We start from the raw sequence: 18,598 nt of genomic DNA on the forward strand, positions 1-18,598 counted from the left end.
ATTAAATTGAGGCTGATAAAAAGATGAGGATTTATGCCAGACTTAAGAGCAGATTTGACAGAAAATTTAGATGAGGCGGAATGGGAATGGCTAATTCCTCATGTCAAAAGAGATGCAGTAATTCTAGTAGCACAGGGACTAGAATTGTTAGATGTGGGAGTTGCGATCGCAAGTGATAATATTCCCCAAGTACAAATATGGATTGATGAGCAATTAATTACTAAACCTTCAACAGAACAGTTAGGAGAATGGAATAGTAATCCGCAAAAACGGTTTCAAACGCTGATTGTTCAGCCATACGTAATAGTGCAGGAAATGGTAAATACTTAATCTAAAAAATGGTAGGGTGTGTTATGCCGCAGGCTAACGCACCTTCAATTTTTATATACCTTATCAATGCAAATATAGCTGTAACACAATCAATATATTTACACGGTGCGTTACGCTGAAGCGATAACGCACCCTACTGGACTGACACGCCTAAAATGTTGCAATATAATTTTCTTGTGGGGTGGACATCTTGTCCGCCCAGGACGGGCGAGACGCCCATCCCACAAGAGTTTTACTAATGCACTATTTTAGCTGTGTCAGTCCACTACAAATTAAGGTTGATTTTAAAAATAATTTCTAGCTAAACTAAAGCTTTTAATAAAGCCTGAAGTTTTAATTGTACCTCTGCAAATTCTTTTTCTGGATCGGAACCGGCGACGATACCAGCACCAGCATACAACCTAGCGCGATCGCCATCTATTAGCGCTGAACGAATCCCCACAATAAACTCGCAGTTACCGTGAGAGTCTACCCAGCCTAAAGGCGCAGCATATAAACCTCTCTCAAAGTTTTCGTAACGGCGGATTTCTGCGCAAGCAATATCCCGCGCTGCGCCAGCTACCGCCGGTGTAGGATGCAATTGTCCGACAATCTTCAGAGGGTGAACATTAGGCGGAACTATGGCGCTAATGGGTGTCCATAAATGTTGAATGTTGGTTAATTGTCGTAAACGTGGCGGTAATACCTGGGGTAATAAGCCGATGTGCGAGAGGCGCTGAGTAATATAATCAATTACTAGGGAATGTTCGTGTTTTTCCTTTTCGCTATTAATTAAACTATTGGCGTTTGCTGCATCTTCCGCAGGTGTTTTACCTCTGGGTGCGGAACCTGCTAAAGCGTCAGTAATTAACTGCTGTTGACGAATGCTAATTAAACGTTCGGGACTAGCGCCAATAAAGTTTTGTCCTTTACCATTACTTGTAGAAAAAATATAGCAATTCGGATGGATTTCTCGGAGATTATTTAAAGATTTAAATAGATTAAAATGATGACTGGCTTTTACATCTAGAGCATCTGCTAATACAACTTTTGTTAAATGTTTGGCATGAATTTTATCTAAAGCAGATGAGACAGAATTTTTAAAATGTTCAGCGTTGGTAACAGAAGTTTTTTGATAATTGCTGGGAAAATTATCAATTTTTGGCGAGTGATATTTTAAAGAACTGATGATTTCGATTTTATTAAATAGAGTTTGGATTAATTTAGAAATATTAACGCTGGCATTGATGACTGAATTCATTACCAACATACAAGATTGATTTTTGACAGAAATTTGCCAACGGGGGAGAAAAATGGTTGCTGATGGAAAGGGATAATCTGATTGAAAATTTTGATTAAAAAAGCTGAAGTAACAGAAAAAATGCGGCCCTGAAAAAGGTTTGTTATTATTTCCAAAGCTAATAATATTTTTGAGAGAATTTTTGATAAAATGCTCGGCTTTACTGAAGCGATCGCTGCCATCAATATGTAACTCGGCTACAGAATCAATCGCGGCAATCGCTTCGCCTTTACCCTTATTTTCAAAATAAAAATTTATCTCATTAACTTGAGAAATTGTATCCAAGATCACTAAAGGATCGACCAAGTCAATTTCTAGAGAGATACTGACGATTTGCCTACTATTATTTGTCAGGCAATTTTGCTGCACTCCTTCCAGAAATTGGTAGAGGCCTTTGCGATCTACAAAGAGGTTGTGACGACATGGTGAAACTGTCATGGATCTAGTAATAGTAAATTTTTTTTAAGTTATCTTCCTAAAGTGCAATTAAACATGGTCGTATTCCTGAAAATACGATTTTACAGTACTTTCAGGCATTAATTTTAAATTAATGCTCAAAAAATGCTTAAAACTCTTATTTTCAGTACTTGAGCGCCAATCTTAAGTATATTTTTATACTAAAAAACAATGCTCAACCGATGCTCATTTGTAATCATAATATTTAGCCAGTACTTTCAGTTATTCAGTTAATCTCTTGTTAATAACGCTCACATCTATCAGCTTGATTCTGTTACATATTCAAACTAGAATAGTAAAGGCTAGGACAAGCCAGTAAATTGAATAATTTCTCTCATGCCACGACCAAACTAATAGTCAGGTTACAGAGAGAAGTTTCTATAACCCTAAGCTTTTGACCTTTTCCGCTCGGCTTTACTCATCCAATAATCCCAGTCAGGTTGGTCTAGAGTCTTGCTGACTGCTAGTAGCCTATCCAGTGTTAAGTCCTGAGTTCTCCCTAGATATTCACACCTTAGCTTGCTGAATCGCTTGCGGTAAGCATTCCAATAGTTACCGTACTTTCTAGCGGTGAAACTACCGTCTACACATTGATAGCGGAAACTAGGAACTGATTCTAGCCACTGATACCAGTCATCTGAGGCAACTTTAATATCTTGATGCCATACAGCGTCATAGCCTACGACCGGGATGAGATTTTTCATAGAGTTATAGAAATAGAGAATACGGGATATGGTAATTGCGATTTATGAGTCGTGGTTACTGTGATGTAGAAACTTGTTTAACGGATTTGTTTATCAAATTTATAGTTATTGATAGATAAGCATTGTGAGCATTTTAGTAGTGATGCCACTAGCAATTAGTTATTTGTTATGGGGGTATATTCTAATTGCCTACTAAATAGCCATATAAAGCTTATGTCTGGATTTGTTAAACAATTTTGTCTAACAAATTTCTCTACAAGCTAAACATCAAAACATAATCACTCTGAATGGTTATATCAAACATCTTGATTCTGTTACAAAATCAAATTATGATGATGTCAGGTACATTACAACGTTAAATCAATGAATAAATACCTAGTGGAGTTAAAGCACTCTACCAGTGATGAGATGCTACTTGTCCAGCTAGAAAGTGACTCACTAGAGAGTGCCAGCGACAATGCAGTGAAAGCTAACCCAGATTATGAAGTAGTCAAGGTTAAGCATACTCATGGTGGTAAACGCACTGGCGCGGGTAGAACTAATAAGTGGGGCGATGGAGTAAAGACACAGGTTTACAGATTACCACCTACTATTGGTGAACAAGCTGAGGATATAGTCAGTGAACTAGCAATGATTAATAGCATTCTTGAAAGCTATCAATCAAAAGTAGATGAGTCAAAAGCTAAGTCAGCTAGTGGTCAACCTTCGGAGCGTTATAAACACGTTGGTCAACTGATAGGTGACTTGCGACAAGCCATGAAAGTAACTAGTGAAAAGCTAGTGTAAGTCGTGGTAATAGTTATCTCTAAACTTGTTAAACAAATTTGTTTAACAAATATTACTAACAGAGATACAGCTAAAGGCTAACAGTTCTTATATAGCTAAATAGTTATATTAAAGACATTTAAACCAACAAATAATAACCTCATCTTGTTTTGCTAGATGAGGTTTTATTAATGCTTACAGATGGATTAATTACATGGTAAATGCTTGCTTATTTTCAACACATTATTTAGTTTTTGTATCCTTAGCCTGTCTACACTTTCGTTCTTGCTGTACCATTAGCTCTTTACAATAATGGCAATCTACTTTTAAGTCAAATTTACCATCTGTAGTCTGTCCACATTTGAGACAAACAAATTTAAATCTTTTACCATTTTTTGATTCTTTACTCAACTGTGAAATAACATTTCTAGGCTTCGCTAAATCCTCAACATCTATAGTTTTAATTGCTTGCATGAATTTACCGTCAGGGTCAATTGATTGTTCACTCCTATCGCCACATTTCATTATCAAACCTATACTTTTTGCTTTCTCTACATATTCTTTATTATGGTAATGCTTTGACGGTTTCTGGCTTCCAGAGTCATGCTGCCACTTATGAATCATTTGATGAGTAAGTATACTTAACCAGATATCTTTTGATTCATTCAAAAGATTTTCATTAATCAATATTTGGTCATCATGATTTGTGTTAGTTTTTTCATCCCATTTGCTATGAATATAATAACCGTCAGTTCTTATATTCCCGACACCTACATAAATTTCGCTAGCTAACTGGTCATCAAAAAGGCTCTTATTTAGATCGTGGTAAATTTTCGTTATTTGTTTCGATTGTTCTATGCTCTTCATTGTATTTATGGAATGTACATTCCATAAATGTACTTGGAATGTACATTCCAAGTCCACTATCTTACATCTAAGCAAATATCAAGAAAACTATTGCTAGATAAGGGTTACAAGTCACTAATGCTTGGCGGTTTCTAGTTTCTGGAAAGTACTTTCCACCTCCATAAATAAACAAGGAGCCTTTGTGTCAGGCTCCCCTTGAGCAATTCTGTAAGGTACATTCCATTTCTATGATACTGGAATTTCCGCCATAAGCTAGAGCTATAATGAGTAATTTTACTTAATATTGTTTTAATCTGCTGTAAATAGTATTTTATTGCCCTATTTGCTCTTAATTAGCTTTTTTATGAATATTTCTACTTGAGAAACTGTACTGTACTGTACTACACACAGTTAATACAGTTTGTGGGTGAGTTTATGGTAAAAACTACCATTATTATTTGGTGACTCTCCAGTTGCTAAAAGTTTAACTGTTGTCGTCTAAGCCCGGAAGGTGTAAACCTTTACGCTGGAAACGTCTACAACGGTCTAGCTAGCCTTCTGATTGCTTGTTTCTGTCCAGTTTCTCTTGTATTGCATCCCGGCAGAACTGGGCAGGGTCGTCTTGTGCTTTAACTGCTTCCTTCATTGACTCAGTAACGCGAAAACTGAGGTTAGCCGTCATCGGCTCCTCACCCTTTGGTTGTGATGGTTCTAAATTTTCGGGTGTTCCTCTGGGATTGGGCATTGTTGAGAGATGTAAATAAAGCTTGAATCAGATGCGCGCAACTGGTTACTGTTTTTAATTGGTAGGTATCTACCCTGAGAAAGTTTCTACCTACCAAATCCACCATTAGAAAATGGACAGTACCATTTTATGTTTACAAGGGAAGAATTAGAAGGCTTGAGTGATAGGAAGTTGCGCAACTTGTGCCGACGCTACCAGATGCAGAATGTCAACTCAACACTTAGTAAAAATAAAATCATCTATCTGATGACATTTTGTCAGACTGCTATCACTCAGTTTAGACAAGGTAAAGGTTTAAAATCACCTGGATTGGCTAGTATTGAAGCTTTAGCCAAGATAATTGAGCAGATGAATACACCTACTGATGAACAGAAGGGACTAGTTAATTTTTCTCTGGATGATGACAGGAGAATGCAAGGGCAAGATGGAGTAGACCAAGAGAAATTAATCAGATTGGGTACGGCGCATATCTTACTGGAAAAGGCTTATAAGCTTCTAAGTGAGTAGGGAGAGATGATCTAATAATTTGTTAAACAAATTTGTTTAACAAATCTAGAAAACAGTTCTAGAGACATAAAAAAGGGAGTATTTCTACTCCCTTTTGAGTTTTTATGCTTAGTTGATATTGATTATTTATTTTCCATTTGTTCGAGTTTTTCCTGTAGTTTTCTGACTTGTTCCCTAAGTAGTTCAAGCTCAGATTGCTGATTAACTGATTGTTGATTAGCTGGTATCTCTGGATTAATTTGTAATGCCCTATCAGCTATATCTTGATAATGTTTCTGGCTAACCATTTCACCATGACCACACCATGCACTGACTATTTTTTCATCTCTTCCTAAATCAAATATCTGGTGAGTAATGAAGGTGTGTCTTGTGTTGTATGGACTTAGGTATTTAGTCAGCTTACCTTGCTCTCTCAAAGTAGGAATAATGCCTTTGCATTGTTGTTTAGTATTTCCCGCCCATACACGATGGAAAACATTAGTATCTATAGGTGTATTACTTTGTTTACTTTTAAACACCACATCATTTAATTCACCTTGAGGAATTGATTTTAATAGATTCCACAATTCCCCGTCTTGAGGCATTGGAAAAATTCTGATTAATTCTTGATCTCCTATCGCTGTCTTAGTGTTGTAAAAACTTTTAGTATTTCTATCATAAGTGCGCCTAATTAATATCTGTTGTTTATCCCACAGTACATCACACCACATAAAACCAATAGCTTCGCCCGTTCTACAGCCAGTTAGAAATTTAAATTTAACAAACGGATACCAATATTTAATTCTTGAATTATTTTCAATGTACTCAAGTATTAATTGTACTTCTTCCCATGTATAGGCTTTTGATTTATCTAATACATCATCATCTACCTCTGTCTCTATTTCATTTTGTTTTTTGCCTTTTGCACCTTTAACCTTTGTCTCATTAAGTAACCCTTCATAGGGATTATGGTTAACCAATTGTTGTTGTAAAGCTATTTGATAAGCATGGGATAAGTGAGATAAAACTCGTTTAACTTGCTCTAAATTTCTATTAGCTACTAACCAATTTCTGATTTTTAATGCATCTTCAGAGTTAGTAGCCTTAATTGCTGACTTAATAAAGTTTAGATAAGCACCCTTAAAAGCATTATTAAATGTACTTCCTTTTAAGTCAGACCTAAATTCACAGTACATATCCCAAATTTCCAATAGGGATAACTGAGGTTTGGGTGGTAACTGGTCACTTCCGCTTGTTGCAACTAGCTGTAACTTAGCTACCTTGAGGTCATTTATAAACCCCAGTTGCTTGAGTATCTGTTGATAACGTATTTCATTGAAGTATCCGTTACCGTCATCCAGCTTCCCTGACTCCATTTCTACTTGTAGCGTCTGTTGTAGTAGCTTGATCCGTTTGTCTTCAGGGTCAAAGCTAGCTGGACTAATGCCAATACTCTTTCTTACCTGATTTTTCTCGCTAGTAAAGTGAGTCCGGGGAAAGCTAGCTATTACAGCAGTACCATTAACCCTGATACCTATCTGTCCTTTAGGAGTCTTGCCAGTTGGCGTTTTAGCACTGTTAACCATAAATGCTCAGTCAATGCTCAAATGAGTAAAATTGAATTATCAGATAACTGATATATGAGCATTTTACACTATTGCAATTAAACATGGTCGTATTCTTACAGGTAACATATTAAGTCGCCATTTCACCAGAGTATGGTTTGCCTTGTTTTCGGTGTTGCAAGACCACAACAAGCCATGCTCAGTTTTATGCTGCAATTTGAGAATATGCTGCGAGTAAAAACCAAAATTTTTTGCAAATTAGCAATATTTGGTGTCTCACAAAATAATAAAATCAAAAGATGTATAAGCTTATGGCAATTTAGTTAACCACGGCTGATGACTACAAAGCAGATTTTATATCCCAAAGGCAAGTTATGGATGGCGGCGATTAAACCGCCAATGTATAGCGTTGCCATTATGCCTATTTGGGTAGGAACAACCGTAGCATTTGCAGAAACAAAAATTTTTAATGGAGCAATATTTTCTACTTTTATTGCGGCGGCGATTTTAATTTTAGCCTGGGAAAATATCAGCAATGATGTTTTTGATTCGGAAACGGGTATAGATAAAAATAAACATCATTCATTGGTAAATTTAACAGGGAAAAAATTAGCAGTATTTTGGTTAGGAAATCTTTGTTTAATTTTAGGGTTGCTGGGCATTCTAGCGATCGCAATTTGGCAACAAGACCTAACTGTGATTTGGTTAATTCTGCTTTGCTGTGGTTTGGGCTATATGTACCAAGGGCCTCCCTTTCGTTTAGGATACCAGGGTTTAGGTGAAATTCTCTGTTTTTTTGCGTTTGGGCCGTTGGCGGTGAGTGCAGCCTACTACAGCCAAACCCAAACTTGGTCAACAACCAGCTTACTAGCTTCGGTAATAGTTGGCACTGTTACTAGTTTAATTTTGTTTTGCTCTCACTTTCACCAAGTTGACGATGACATAGCCGCCGGAAAGCGATCGCCTATTGTCCGCTTAGGAACTGATCAAGGTTCGCAACTCCTCACCTGGTTTACCGCCAGTATTTACCCCCTCAGCCTGATTTTGGTATTTTGGGGCGTTTTTCCCGCTTGGACATTGTTAAGTTGGCTCAGTTTACCCTCAGCCTTTAAGTTATGTCGCCACGTGCAGCAAAATCACAACCAACCAGACAAAGTCAGCAATTCTAAATTTATCGCCGTCGCCGTCCATTTTTGGAGTTGTTTGCTATTGGGTATCGGGTTCGTCTTGTAGAGGCTAGGTGTGAAGGGAGACAAATGAAAATTGTACAGACGCGATTAATCGCGTCTCTATTGATTCTCGACAATGTGACTTACAAATTTGAATTTAGGCCGTTCGGGCGGAATTTTTTGCGATCGCTTACCACGAGTCATGGTAACTGGGATATCCGCGAAAGCATTATTATTCGGTTGATTGATGATGCGGGTAGGGTGGGATTCGGTGAAATTGCGCCTATTAGCTGGTTTGGTTCGGAAACTCTCGCACAAGCTTTAAATTTTTGTCACCAACTACCCCAAGAAATTACAGCCAAGGCGATTTTCACCATTCCCGACGATTTACCCGCCTGTCAATTTGCTTTTGAGTCAGCATTGGCGGAATTGGATAATAATCAATGCCCAATGCCCAATGCCCCATGCCCCATGCTCAATTACAGCGCCCTACTTCCTGCTAAAGAAGCGGCGTTAAATGCATGGCAGAATCTTTGGAAAGAAGGATATCGCACGTTTAAATGGAAAATTGGCGTTGATGCGATCGCGCAAGAACTGGCAATTTTTGATTTACTGATTCGCAGCTTACCAGATACCGCAAAACTACGATTAGATGCGAATGGTGGATTGAGTTATTCCGAAGCTAAGTTATGGCTGGAAAATTGCGATGAATTTAGCGAAAAAATGGAATTTATCGAACAACCGCTAGCTGTGACGGAATTGGCGGGGATGTTGCAACTGAGTCAAATCTATAAAACTGCGATCGCTTTAGATGAATCTGTCGCCACCATCGCCCAGCTTAACGCCGCATATCAACAAGGTTGGCGAGGGATTTTTGTCATTAAACCTGCGATCGCAGGTTCACCATCCAAATTAAGGCAATTTTGCCGACAGCATAACATTGATGCGGTGTTTTCATCAGTATTTGAAACTGCGATCGGTAGAAAAGCCGCACTCCAGCTAGCAGCAGAATTATCTCAGCATAACCGGGCAGTGGGTTTTGGTACTAACCACTGGTTTGAACAACAGGAAGATACTTGGCTTGAAAGTCTATGGTAAACCCTTTAAACGATTTGAGAAATTTAGGCGTACGCAATTGGCTAATTGGTTGTGATAGTTTGCAATTACAGCAATTAGCTGAAGAATTTTATTTAGAACTCATCAATTTTTGTGCATCAGGTACAACACCAAAAATCATTTTAGCCGAACGCCAGCCAGAGAAATTTTTAGCAGGTTTTATCGCAGCTTGTAGCGCTAATTGTCCGGTATTTCTTTGTAACCCTGATTGGGGAACGCAGGAATGGGAACAAGTTTTTGATATAGTTCAACCTGATATTATTTGGGGAACTGAAGCGATAAATATATCCCCAAAAATTTATCAGCGTCAATCTAAAATCCCAAATTGGATTATGATTCCCACAGGTGGATCATCAGGAAAGATTAAGTTTGCCATTCATACTTGGGATACTCTTATCGCTTCTGTTCAAGGATTTAGACAGTATTTTAATTTAAATTATATTAACTCTTTTTGTTTATTACCGCTTTATCATGTCAGTGGTTTAATGCAGTTTATGCGCTCTTTTACTACTGGCGGAAAGCTAGCAATTTTACCATTTAAATCATTAGAATCAGGTCAAATATATAATATAGATATATCGGATTTTTTTATATCTTTAGTGCCAACCCAATTACAGCGACTCTTACAAAACCCTAATTTAACTAATTGGTTATCGCAATTTCAAACCGTCATGCTTGGTGGTGCGCCTGCGTGGGATGAATTATTAGAAAAAGCTCGATTTCATCATATTAGATTAGCACCAACCTATGGGATGACAGAAACCGCCTCACAAATTGCTACCCTGAAACCTGATGATTTTCTTAGTGGTAAAGTTAATTCTGGTAAAATTTTGCCACATGCGCAAGTAATAATTCGCAACCAAAACGGCGAGATTTTGGATAGAAATCAACCAGGTAATATAACTATTCAAGCTAAATCTTTAGCCCTTGGTTACTATCCAAATCTCTGGGATAATCGGCAGAATTTCTCAGTTGATGATGTGGGATTTTTAGATGAGCAAGGTTATTTAAATATTATCGGGCGGAATAGTGACAAAATAATTAGTGGTGGTGAAAATATATATCCCTGCGAAGTAGAAGCGGTTATTAGAAGCACCCAAATGGTTAATGATATTTGTGTAATTGGCGTACCAGATAATCATTGGGGACAAGCATTAACAGCAATTTATGTACCCAAAGAGGCTTATACTGCATTACACATTAAAACAGTGATTCAAGATAAGCTGTGTAAATTTAAGATACCAAAACACTGGATTTCTGTACCTGAATTACCTCGCAATTCTCAAGGTAAAATTAATCGCCAGCAACTACATCAAATAGCAAGTAACGCACAAAGTACCGTTAAAATTTAAAGGTGCGTTAGCCTCCGGCATAACACACCCTACAAAATAATTACGAATTATGAATTACGAATTACGAATTACATTATTTCTCTAGCCTTTCTTCTCTCTGCTTCCTCTGTGTCTCTGCGGTTCATTTCCAACCAATTGACTATTTCGCTAGGCAATTCCTGCTTACTTCTACTACTCACATCAATACAAACATGACGAGTAATCGCCTTAGCCGCTAACACATCAGCCAAAGAAATTTCATAAGCAATTTCAAACTTTTCTCCACCTAATTTTTGCGGCATTAAATTAACTAACAACTTATCACCACAAAATATAGGACGCAAAAAATCCACATTAGCATGAACAATAGGAAAAGCCACAGCAGGGTTGCTAAAAAAAGCTTTTAAATCAATACCTGCTGCTTCTAAAGATTCTTCGTAAGCTTCATGACAAATCCCTAAAATATTCGCAAAATACACTACTCCAGCAGCATCGGTATCTTGGAAGCGAACGCTACGGTTATAAGTGAATGACATATTGACTGATACAAAAAGTTCAGCATAAAAATAGCAGGCGATCGCCTGCTTTAAATCATCTTACCGTAACTGCGTATTTTGTAGGCTTGGTAATAGTCCAAACACAACAATTAGTGTAACGGAGAGTAAATATCTTCAGAACGAGGATTGAGGTAAGGACGCTGCACATCAACCAAGTGTCTGTTAAAGTGACGGTTAATGGCGTACATTCTTTCGTCTAAAGCATTCTTACCATTTTGCCAAGCTTCGAGTAAACCATTGGCAACAATTTGACAACGATTCATCCCAAAACTTTCTTGTGCTGCAAACTTTTTAATTGGTTCTTCAGCTAAACCCAATCCTGGTGCTAAATATTTGGTAAACAAGGGAATTTCGGGGTTAAAATGAGATTCATGTTCTGTATAAACAGTTTGCAAAACTTCACGAATCGCGCAATAGTTGTGAGGTTCAAAATAAAGTATCCCAGAATCGTAGCGTTCGTATGCTGAGGGATTGTAGGGAACTTGGAAACTAAAGGGAATACCAGCTTCATTGAGTTCCATTGTCAGACTATCCATAAGCGCGATCGCACCAAATGGTGTGATATTAAAATAGATTCGTCCTGTACCTAAATCTGCATCTGGATTATCTTGTTTTAATTGTCCAAAATTGCTGACTGCTAAATAACAGCCGTTTTGAATGCGATTTTTTGGCATCCATATTGCTACTACATCACCAGGTTTAGCTTTGCGAGATTGGGGTTTAAGATGACAATCTGGCTCAATATATAAAGTTAAACCACCTTTAATTACCGCAATACTACCATCAGGTTCTTGACGCAATACTTCCCAATTTGGATCAAAATAACCAGTACCGTGATTGCAATTGTGTAGGCGTTCGTAAAATTCCCCATCAATTCCTAAAGCGGAACTATTTTCTAAATTTTGGTGTGGTAAATTCTGTGTCGCATCACCATTAACTGCCAAAATATTTTGCAGATATCCGTTGTAATAGATACCATACAGAAAATTCCGCAATAACAGAGTTAAATACTTGTGCTGCAAATCTGGCGAATTTTGCTGAAATCTATCTGCTACTTTGGCTGGTAAAGCAAAAGGCTGATAATTTGGGTGATGAATCGAAAAATTCGATTCAATTTGAATATTGCTAGCAATATCAAACAGTGAAGTCAGTGGTTGATCGACAGAAGAATATACCATTGAATTAAAACCTCAAAATTCAGAAGGGGGAATGTTTACCAATTCGTAATACTTCGACAAGCTCAGTACAAGTTCGTAATTCTGAATTGGTATGCAACAACCAACATATAGTCAATAGCGGATTTCCCTGATACCAACGTCAAGTAATAGAAGATTCTGTGTGAGGAAATAGAATAAAAACTTCAAATGCAAAAGTTAATATTTTGCATGTTATATAGTTCGGCTAATATAGCTTAACAACCACGTAGGCGGGTTTTTTCGTAATAAAGGCGAACTAATTGCTTCTCGCGTTCTGGCTGCGTAACTTTATCGACTTTCACCACAGGTGGCAATATTTCTGCTGCGGAAATTCCGAAAACAGTTAGCACGCCTTTTTCTGGCATAGTCAATAGATTTTTGGCAACTTGCAACACATAAATGTCGCTATCATTAAAGTCTTTACGACATTTAATTTTATCTTGAATTTGATGAATTAAGGCTAATCCAGCAAACTGTACTACGCGCAAAATTAAATCGTGGCGGTATTCTAAAATCATTGGGAAAGCATCAAGATAACTCCTGATTAAAGCCAGAATTGAAGGTTGCAAAATCTCCAAAGGTGTTACCGCCAGATGCAGCGATTCTTCTAATGTTAAAGAGGAATCTACTACCAAACTCGCAAGCCAAATTTGTAAATAACTGGCGATGATAGTACCTAAATCAAAGGCGGGATCTCCCCAAGAGCAAGCTTCCCAATCAATTAATCTTACCAAGCAATTATCAAGCTGCTGCCAGCGTGAATGCACCAAAATATTGGTTAAGTTCAAATCGTTATGAATGAGACAGCAAGGATTCCATTCATAGGCTAAATCTGCAATTGCCGATTCTAAGCTTTCGTAACGCTGACATAAAGTATAAAACTTTAAGGCGGCGTTGGGAATTCTGCCAAAAATCTCTGGTGTAATCGATTCGATACCTTGGGCGGGATTATAGAAATGATAGCGAAATTGTCCTTGGGGTGCAGTCGCCATAAAATCGCGGTACTCTCGGCGGTTGAAAGTCGCACGATGTAGCGCTGCTAAAGTCGTACCAATAGCTTGAGCAATTTCTTGGGGAAAAATATCATTTTTTTGATAAAAATCCCCTAGTTCTTGATAATCGCTTAAGTAGTTGCGAACAAGGATGGAATTATCCTCATCAAAATGTACTACTAAAGATGCGATCGCAGAAATATTACCAATCACCGGAAACTGTTGTAGCAATTGGTGAAACAACCACTCATTAAAGAATTCATGAGTTGTTTCTGCTAGATTTTGCTGACGTTCTTGTTTAACCAGTAGTTTGCTATTACCTACCAGATTAACTAATAAATTGAAATTTTTACTACCATCTGGTAACTCAGATTCATTTGCTGTTCCATCTTCTGAGCTACACAGCCCTGCATCTTGCAGATACTGGATAACGTTTTGAGAAGACAGTGTTAATACCATGTATGATGATTTCCTACTAAGTAAAATTGATGACAAATTCACCTATTTTAGGATGAACCTAGCTCTAGGAGTTTTCGGTAGATAGCAACTATGTGTATGAATATCAATAACTATTCGTACAATCTATTAATATCCGATATCTCCTAGTAAAACCTGCCAAAATGCCGATATATCCTTTACTGTTCCTTTACAAACTCACGGTAAAAATCGACCAATCTTTACATTTTTTGGTCTATTTACGTAGGTATATATAAATAATCGCGGTTGTGTATTTTGTGCCAGCGCTATTTTTAGCGGCTCAAAATCTGTCAATCAAATTGATGATTTTATTCATACCGCAATTTTTTGCTTACCGAGTTCGTACTAGCTCAGTTCGTGGTGTTAAACCCTGGTGTAATTGCTAACTATGTCAGTAGTTTGTTAGAGACACGATTAATCGCGTCTGTTGTTTGCGAATCTCATTCAGTAGCAAGGCTAAAAGCGCACAATAAATTTACATGAAATCTTTTCATTCCTGCCTGCTACCCTGTTGTTAGCAATGAAAAACTATTAACTGTGCAATAAGTAACTAAGAAAAGTCTATTAGTTCTTAAAGTTATTCGATGCTAAAAATTCGTGTATCTAAATGTTAGAAAAAATGTATCTTGTATGACATTTATTCCCGGTTTAGCATCGTTCACAATCACTCAGACTCCTCAACGCACAAAACATTAATTTCAGCATTCATATTTTCATTTAACAGCAAAAACCCAAGCAAACCGGATGTTTTAAATGGGTAGTTATGATTTTTTTTTAGTTAAATTTAAATCATTCTTACTGGAATGTACGGTAAACTGTGACTTTTGCAACTCATGGTTTTAACAGAGTATAAGTAATAAGCAAATATTCAACCTGCAAGTAACCTGTTACTTGAGCTTTATTCTTGGTACATCCAATTTTTAAATACGCAATAAATTTGTAGTGGTAGCGTCTCGCTCGCTTTGGAACATCAGCGAGCAAGATGCTCGCACTACTTATTTTTACTTGATACTTTAGTTAAGACTAATCAAAATTAATTACACATAACAATAAAAATACTACACAATTATCTCAAGAGCGTTAAGGGGTATAACCCTCTGTACAACAAAGGATTTGGTAGTGAGAATCTTGCTCATTGAGGATGATGAAGTATTAACAAGTATTGTGTCGCAATCTTTAAATAAACAACATTATGTTGTGGAGATTGCTAAAGATGGACAAATAGGTTGGGAATATTCCCAAAGTGCCAGTTATGACTTAATTATGATAGATGTAGGGTTACCGAAATTAGATGGTATCACTCTCTGTCAAAGGCTGCGTTCTAGTGGCTGTGCAGCGCCAATTTTGTTGATGACAGCAAGGGAAGCTACAAGCGATCGCATCCGTGGTTTAGATGCAGGTGCAGATGATTATCTCATTAAACCCTTCGATTTAGAAGAGTTGCAAGCGCGAGTTAGAGCGTTACTGCGTCGCGGTGAAGTTAGTCGCAACCCAGTACTAGAAATTGCTTCTCTGCGCTTAGATCCGAGTATTCATGAGGTGAGTTACAATAGCAAACTTTTAGACTTAACACCAAAAGAATACAGCCTCTTAGAACTGTTAATGCGCAACCCAACGCGGGTATTTAGTCGGGGGAATATCATCGAGCATCTTTGGAGTTTTGACGATCCACCCCAAGAAGAAACAGTCAAGTCTCATATTAAATGGTTGCGCCAGAAACTCAAAGCCGTTGGTGCAGGTAATTGGATTGAAAATGTTTACGGGGTGGGTTATCGTCTCAATCCTCCCCCAGAAGAAACGCCAAAAACGCCAATTGCCACAACTGATACTGCAAAAGCTGTCAACCAGCAATTCCAAACAGCCATGACTGGTTTATGGAACAAGTATCAAGGATTAATGATGCAACGGCTGGAGGTAATTCAACAAGCTGCAACTGCAATTAAAACCGCTAATTTAACCTCAGAATTACGCCAATCTGCGGCACAAGCAGCACATAAATTAGCGGGTGTGTTGGGTATGTTTGAATTGGAAGGTGGCACACAAATCTCGCGAGAGATTGAAAAGATTCTCAACGGAGACAGCGATTTATCTCTATTAAAAATCCAGGAATTATTATCTTTAATTCAACAGTTAGAAAATTTATTAAGTTTACATACTAATAAATATATTGCTAATGCTTCTCCAACTAACCGCTTATTATTAATTGACCCAGATTTACAACTTTTTACCCAATTACAACAATTTACATCTACGAATGAATGGCAGCAAATAGCGACAATTCATGATGCGAAAAATTATTTAAAAACGGCATCACCAGATTTAGTGATTTTAAATGTAGATGATGTAGGCACGCGAGAAGAAAGTCTCACATTATTAGCAGAATTATCTAACCGTACACCATCAATACCCGTGATTGTCTTAGCAAATGCTGGCGCTATATTAGATAGAGTCACAGTTGCCCGTGCTGGGGGAAGAGGGTTTTTAGTTAAGCCGACTACAGCCGCACAAATATGGAATATCGCGGCTAAAGTTTTGCAACAAACTATTAAAACAGCCGTCAATATTTTAGTAATAGATGACGATCCTGTAATTTTGGATGCTTTACGCTCAATACTTGAGCCTTGGGGAATGGGGATGACAGGGTTAAGCGATCCATTACAATTTTGGGATGTTATGCAATCAGTAACGCCAGATTTAGTAATTTTAGATGTAGAAATGCCGCAAATAAATGGTATAGAACTTTGTCAGGCGGTACGTACAGATCCACAATGGCAGAATTTACCAATTTTATTTTTAACTGCACGCCGAGATATTGAAACTGTACAGCAAGTTTTTGCCGCCGGTGGCGATGATTATGTAGTGAAACCTGTAGTTGGTGCAGAATTAATTACCAGGATTTTACATCGTTTAGAACGTAACCGCCTATGGCAAACATTATCTTTTAAAGATGCATTAACAGGATTGAAAAATCAGCCCCAGTCTAGCAGAGAATTACAACAAATGCTGGAAAAGGCGCAGCTAAATTGCGAGTTAGTTTGTGTGGCGTTGCTATGTGTAAGCGATCTAGGGCAAATTAATATTAAGTATAGTCATGAAGCTGGTCATCAAGTATTACAAAGATGGAGCAAGATTTTACAATCAGCCTTTCGGAGTGGGGAAATATTGGGTTATTGGGGTAATGGGGAATTTGCAATTGGGATATCTAGCTTAACAAAATTGGAAGTATGCGATCGCCTGACGGAAATTTTGACAACGTTACGGCAACAAATCTTTACATCCCCTAATGGCGATCGCTTTCAAAGTCTGTGCAATTATGCTGTAGTTGAGTATCCTCAAGATGGGTTGACTCTCCAGGCTTTGTATCAAACTGCTGTAGCAAAGATGGTTGACGGTTGACTGTGCGCCAGCTTTATCATTTACACATATTCAGGACTCATTTTTATATTTTTGGTAAAGAGAAAATGCGATCGCTTTCTCGTTTATCTAAATCAAGTACTCATTTTCCTGTTTTTAGTAGGCAAAAAGCCATTTCACCTACTCATTAAGCCTTAACGAGTTCTCATTTTACTGTTTTCCGCAAGTAAAATACCATTTCACCTACTCAAAAAGCCTTATCACTTACTCGTTTCGGTATATCGCGCACTCATTTTAGTGTTTTCCGCAAGTGAAAAGGTATATCGCTTACTCATTTTAGTGTTTTCCGCATATAAAAAAGTATATTGCTTGCTCAAAAATCGCCATGTTTGACAATAAAAGGAACTAAAGTTCCTTGCTAATAGCCAAAGTCTACTAAAGTAGACTAAAGATTTTGAGGATATTTAGTCATCTTTAGATGACTTTGGCTATTAGCCTTGGAATTAATTCCAAGGTGGGTGACAAAGCTGAGACAGAGGCTATTTTTAGCTTAAGTTGATACTAATGAGCATTGCTAAACCCCTAAGATTTTATCTATTTAATTACTAATAAATGTAAGTTAATAACGATATTTTTCCGGCTTTTTAGAAGTCCTTGCCAAAACTATCATCATTAAAATGAGCGTCAAAATCAAAATTTACTTGCTGTGGCTCAGGTATTTTAACTAATAGTAAAGCTCCGCCAATTACCACAAAAATTGACCCGATGCCGATAAATATAGCTGGAAATCCCCACAGTGTAAACCAAGAGTTCTCTCTAGTAGCATTAGGTTGTTGCGGATTGTATAATATGTTTATTGACTGACCCTTAGAATAACTGGGTGGATTGCTACCTGTATCTGATTCAAATATTGTCTCTTCACCAGAGGCTGGTGTAAATTTGACAACTGGATAGTAAAAGTATGATATACGTCCCTTACTATCTCTTGATGAACGTCTGACTACATCAACTACTGTTCCTTGTGTTTGGATGGATGAAGCCATAAAAGAGCGGGTATTTAATGCATCGACAACACCTATAACACTACATATACTGCCCAAACCAGCCATCACCGAACCAATCAACTTAAAAACTTTACTCATAGAATTTGTTGAGCTTGTAACATATTTACTTAACTACCTGATAACTTAGGGATTAATCGGGGAAAAGTAGGGGAGATTTCCAAAAACC

The 18,598-nt window shown here is 37.6% G+C and carries 16 protein-coding genes; 7 read left to right on the forward strand and 9 right to left on the reverse strand.

Annotation, left to right across the window (positions count from 1 at the left end):
- Window positions 1-33 precede the first annotated feature (33 nt).
- Entirely contained in the window at window positions 34-330 is a 297-nt protein-coding gene (locus AACW45_RS02955) for a DUF2288 domain-containing protein (RefSeq protein ID WP_190627398.1), read from the forward strand.
- Between the two features lie 301 nt (window positions 331-631).
- Here the strand turns inward: AACW45_RS02955 and AACW45_RS02960 are convergent, their stop codons facing one another.
- The gene (locus AACW45_RS02960) at window positions 632-2,047 is read right to left on the reverse strand and encodes an isochorismate synthase (RefSeq protein ID WP_190627400.1); all 1,416 of its coding nucleotides are present in this window, start codon (window positions 2,045-2,047) and stop codon (window positions 632-634) included.
- A 404-nt stretch (window positions 2,048-2,451) separates the two neighbouring features.
- Entirely contained in the window at window positions 2,452-2,769 is a 318-nt protein-coding gene (locus AACW45_RS02965) for a hypothetical protein (RefSeq protein WP_190627402.1), read from the reverse strand.
- A gap of 363 nt (window positions 2,770-3,132) precedes the next feature.
- Between AACW45_RS02965 and AACW45_RS02970 the strand changes: the two genes are divergently transcribed.
- Window positions 3,133-3,555, forward strand: coding sequence for a hypothetical protein (locus tag AACW45_RS02970; protein ID WP_190627404.1), 423 nt, complete (start codon window positions 3,133-3,135; stop codon window positions 3,553-3,555).
- Window positions 3,556-3,777: 222 nt separating this feature from the next.
- Here the strand turns inward: AACW45_RS02970 and AACW45_RS02975 are convergent, their stop codons facing one another.
- The gene (locus tag AACW45_RS02975) at window positions 3,778-4,401 is read right to left on the reverse strand and encodes a SprT-like domain-containing protein (protein ID WP_190627406.1); all 624 of its coding nucleotides are present in this window, start codon (window positions 4,399-4,401) and stop codon (window positions 3,778-3,780) included.
- Between the two features lie 529 nt (window positions 4,402-4,930).
- Window positions 4,931-5,125, reverse strand: coding sequence for a hypothetical protein (locus tag AACW45_RS02980; protein WP_190627408.1), 195 nt, complete (start codon window positions 5,123-5,125; stop codon window positions 4,931-4,933).
- Window positions 5,126-5,254: 129 nt separating this feature from the next.
- Here AACW45_RS02980 and AACW45_RS02985 point away from each other — a divergent pair, with 129 nt between their 5' ends.
- On the forward strand, window positions 5,255-5,632 hold the full coding sequence (locus AACW45_RS02985; RefSeq protein WP_190627411.1) for a hypothetical protein: 378 nt from the start codon (window positions 5,255-5,257) through the stop codon (window positions 5,630-5,632).
- Between the two features lie 122 nt (window positions 5,633-5,754).
- Here the strand turns inward: AACW45_RS02985 and AACW45_RS02990 are convergent, their stop codons facing one another.
- Window positions 5,755-7,197 (reverse strand): site-specific integrase, encoded by a 1,443-nt coding sequence (locus AACW45_RS02990; protein ID WP_190627414.1) that lies wholly within the window; start codon window positions 7,195-7,197, stop codon window positions 5,755-5,757.
- A 315-nt stretch (window positions 7,198-7,512) separates the two neighbouring features.
- On the opposite strand from AACW45_RS02990, the gene menA reads away from it, so the two are divergent.
- Genes menA through AACW45_RS03005 form a run of 3 tightly spaced genes read left to right on the forward strand, consistent with a single transcriptional unit; the run spans window position 7,513 to window position 10,813 of the window.
- Window positions 7,513-8,409: a 2-carboxy-1,4-naphthoquinone phytyltransferase gene (menA, locus tag AACW45_RS02995; protein WP_190627416.1), complete on the forward strand. Its 897-nt coding sequence runs from the start codon at window positions 7,513-7,515 to the stop codon at window positions 8,407-8,409.
- 23 nt (window positions 8,410-8,432) lie between these two features.
- Entirely contained in the window at window positions 8,433-9,443 is a 1,011-nt protein-coding gene (locus tag AACW45_RS03000) for an o-succinylbenzoate synthase (RefSeq protein ID WP_190627418.1), read from the forward strand.
- Window positions 9,437-10,813 carry a 2-succinylbenzoate--CoA ligase gene (locus AACW45_RS03005; protein ID WP_190627421.1) on the forward strand — a complete coding sequence of 459 codons (1,377 nt, stop codon included), beginning with the start codon at window positions 9,437-9,439 and terminating at the stop codon, window positions 10,811-10,813. The genes AACW45_RS03000 and AACW45_RS03005 overlap by 7 nt, the downstream gene beginning before the upstream one ends.
- A 68-nt stretch (window positions 10,814-10,881) precedes the next feature.
- Here AACW45_RS03005 and AACW45_RS03010 read toward each other — a convergent pair whose 3' ends face one another.
- From AACW45_RS03010 to AACW45_RS03020, 3 genes are all read right to left on the reverse strand, one after another.
- Entirely contained in the window at window positions 10,882-11,328 is a 447-nt protein-coding gene (locus AACW45_RS03010; RefSeq protein ID WP_190627423.1) for an acyl-CoA thioesterase, read from the reverse strand.
- A 110-nt stretch (window positions 11,329-11,438) separates the two neighbouring features.
- On the reverse strand, window positions 11,439-12,527 hold the full coding sequence (locus tag AACW45_RS03015; RefSeq protein WP_190627425.1) for a T3SS effector HopA1 family protein: 1,089 nt from the start codon (window positions 12,525-12,527) through the stop codon (window positions 11,439-11,441).
- A gap of 233 nt (window positions 12,528-12,760) precedes the next feature.
- Complete coding sequence (locus AACW45_RS03020; protein ID WP_190627427.1) at window positions 12,761-13,996, reverse strand: phosphotransferase; 1,236 nt, start codon at window positions 13,994-13,996, stop codon at window positions 12,761-12,763.
- A gap of 1,137 nt (window positions 13,997-15,133) precedes the next feature.
- Here AACW45_RS03020 and AACW45_RS03025 point away from each other — a divergent pair.
- Entirely contained in the window at window positions 15,134-17,410 is a 2,277-nt protein-coding gene (locus AACW45_RS03025; protein ID WP_190627429.1) for a response regulator, read from the forward strand.
- A gap of 602 nt (window positions 17,411-18,012) precedes the next feature.
- Here AACW45_RS03025 and AACW45_RS03030 read toward each other — a convergent pair.
- Window positions 18,013-18,510 (reverse strand): DUF3592 domain-containing protein, encoded by a 498-nt coding sequence (locus AACW45_RS03030; protein ID WP_190627432.1) that lies wholly within the window; start codon window positions 18,508-18,510, stop codon window positions 18,013-18,015.
- Between the last annotated feature and the right edge of the window lie 88 nt (window positions 18,511-18,598).

Origin of the sequence: Calothrix sp. FACHB-168, assembly GCF_963889195.1 — a bacterium.
In the GTDB taxonomy this organism is placed as follows: Bacteria; Cyanobacteriota; Cyanobacteriia; order Cyanobacteriales; family Nostocaceae; genus Aulosira; species Aulosira anomala_A.

Coding starts and splice junctions, on each gene's coding strand:
- AACW45_RS02955 (WP_190627398.1), top strand. CDS start 34: ATGCCAGACTTAAGAGCAGATTTGACAGAAAATTTAGATGAGGCGGAA.
- AACW45_RS02960 (WP_190627400.1), bottom strand. CDS start 2,047: ATGACAGTTTCACCATGTCGTCACAACCTCTTTGTAGATCGCAAAGGC.
- AACW45_RS02965 (WP_190627402.1), bottom strand. CDS start 2,769: ATGAAAAATCTCATCCCGGTCGTAGGCTATGACGCTGTATGGCATCAA.
- AACW45_RS02970 (WP_190627404.1), top strand. CDS start 3,133: ATGAATAAATACCTAGTGGAGTTAAAGCACTCTACCAGTGATGAGATG.
- AACW45_RS02975 (WP_190627406.1), bottom strand. CDS start 4,401: ATGAAGAGCATAGAACAATCGAAACAAATAACGAAAATTTACCACGAT.
- AACW45_RS02980 (WP_190627408.1), bottom strand. CDS start 5,125: ATGCCCAATCCCAGAGGAACACCCGAAAATTTAGAACCATCACAACCA.
- AACW45_RS02985 (WP_190627411.1), top strand. CDS start 5,255: ATGTTTACAAGGGAAGAATTAGAAGGCTTGAGTGATAGGAAGTTGCGC.
- AACW45_RS02990 (WP_190627414.1), bottom strand. CDS start 7,197: ATGGTTAACAGTGCTAAAACGCCAACTGGCAAGACTCCTAAAGGACAG.
- menA (WP_190627416.1), top strand. CDS start 7,513: ATGACTACAAAGCAGATTTTATATCCCAAAGGCAAGTTATGGATGGCG.
- AACW45_RS03000 (WP_190627418.1), top strand. CDS start 8,433: ATGAAAATTGTACAGACGCGATTAATCGCGTCTCTATTGATTCTCGAC.
- AACW45_RS03005 (WP_190627421.1), top strand. CDS start 9,437: ATGGTAAACCCTTTAAACGATTTGAGAAATTTAGGCGTACGCAATTGG.
- AACW45_RS03010 (WP_190627423.1), bottom strand. CDS start 11,328: ATGTCATTCACTTATAACCGTAGCGTTCGCTTCCAAGATACCGATGCT.
- AACW45_RS03015 (WP_190627425.1), bottom strand. CDS start 12,527: ATGGTATATTCTTCTGTCGATCAACCACTGACTTCACTGTTTGATATT.
- AACW45_RS03020 (WP_190627427.1), bottom strand. CDS start 13,996: ATGGTATTAACACTGTCTTCTCAAAACGTTATCCAGTATCTGCAAGAT.
- AACW45_RS03030 (WP_190627432.1), bottom strand. CDS start 18,510: ATGAGTAAAGTTTTTAAGTTGATTGGTTCGGTGATGGCTGGTTTGGGC.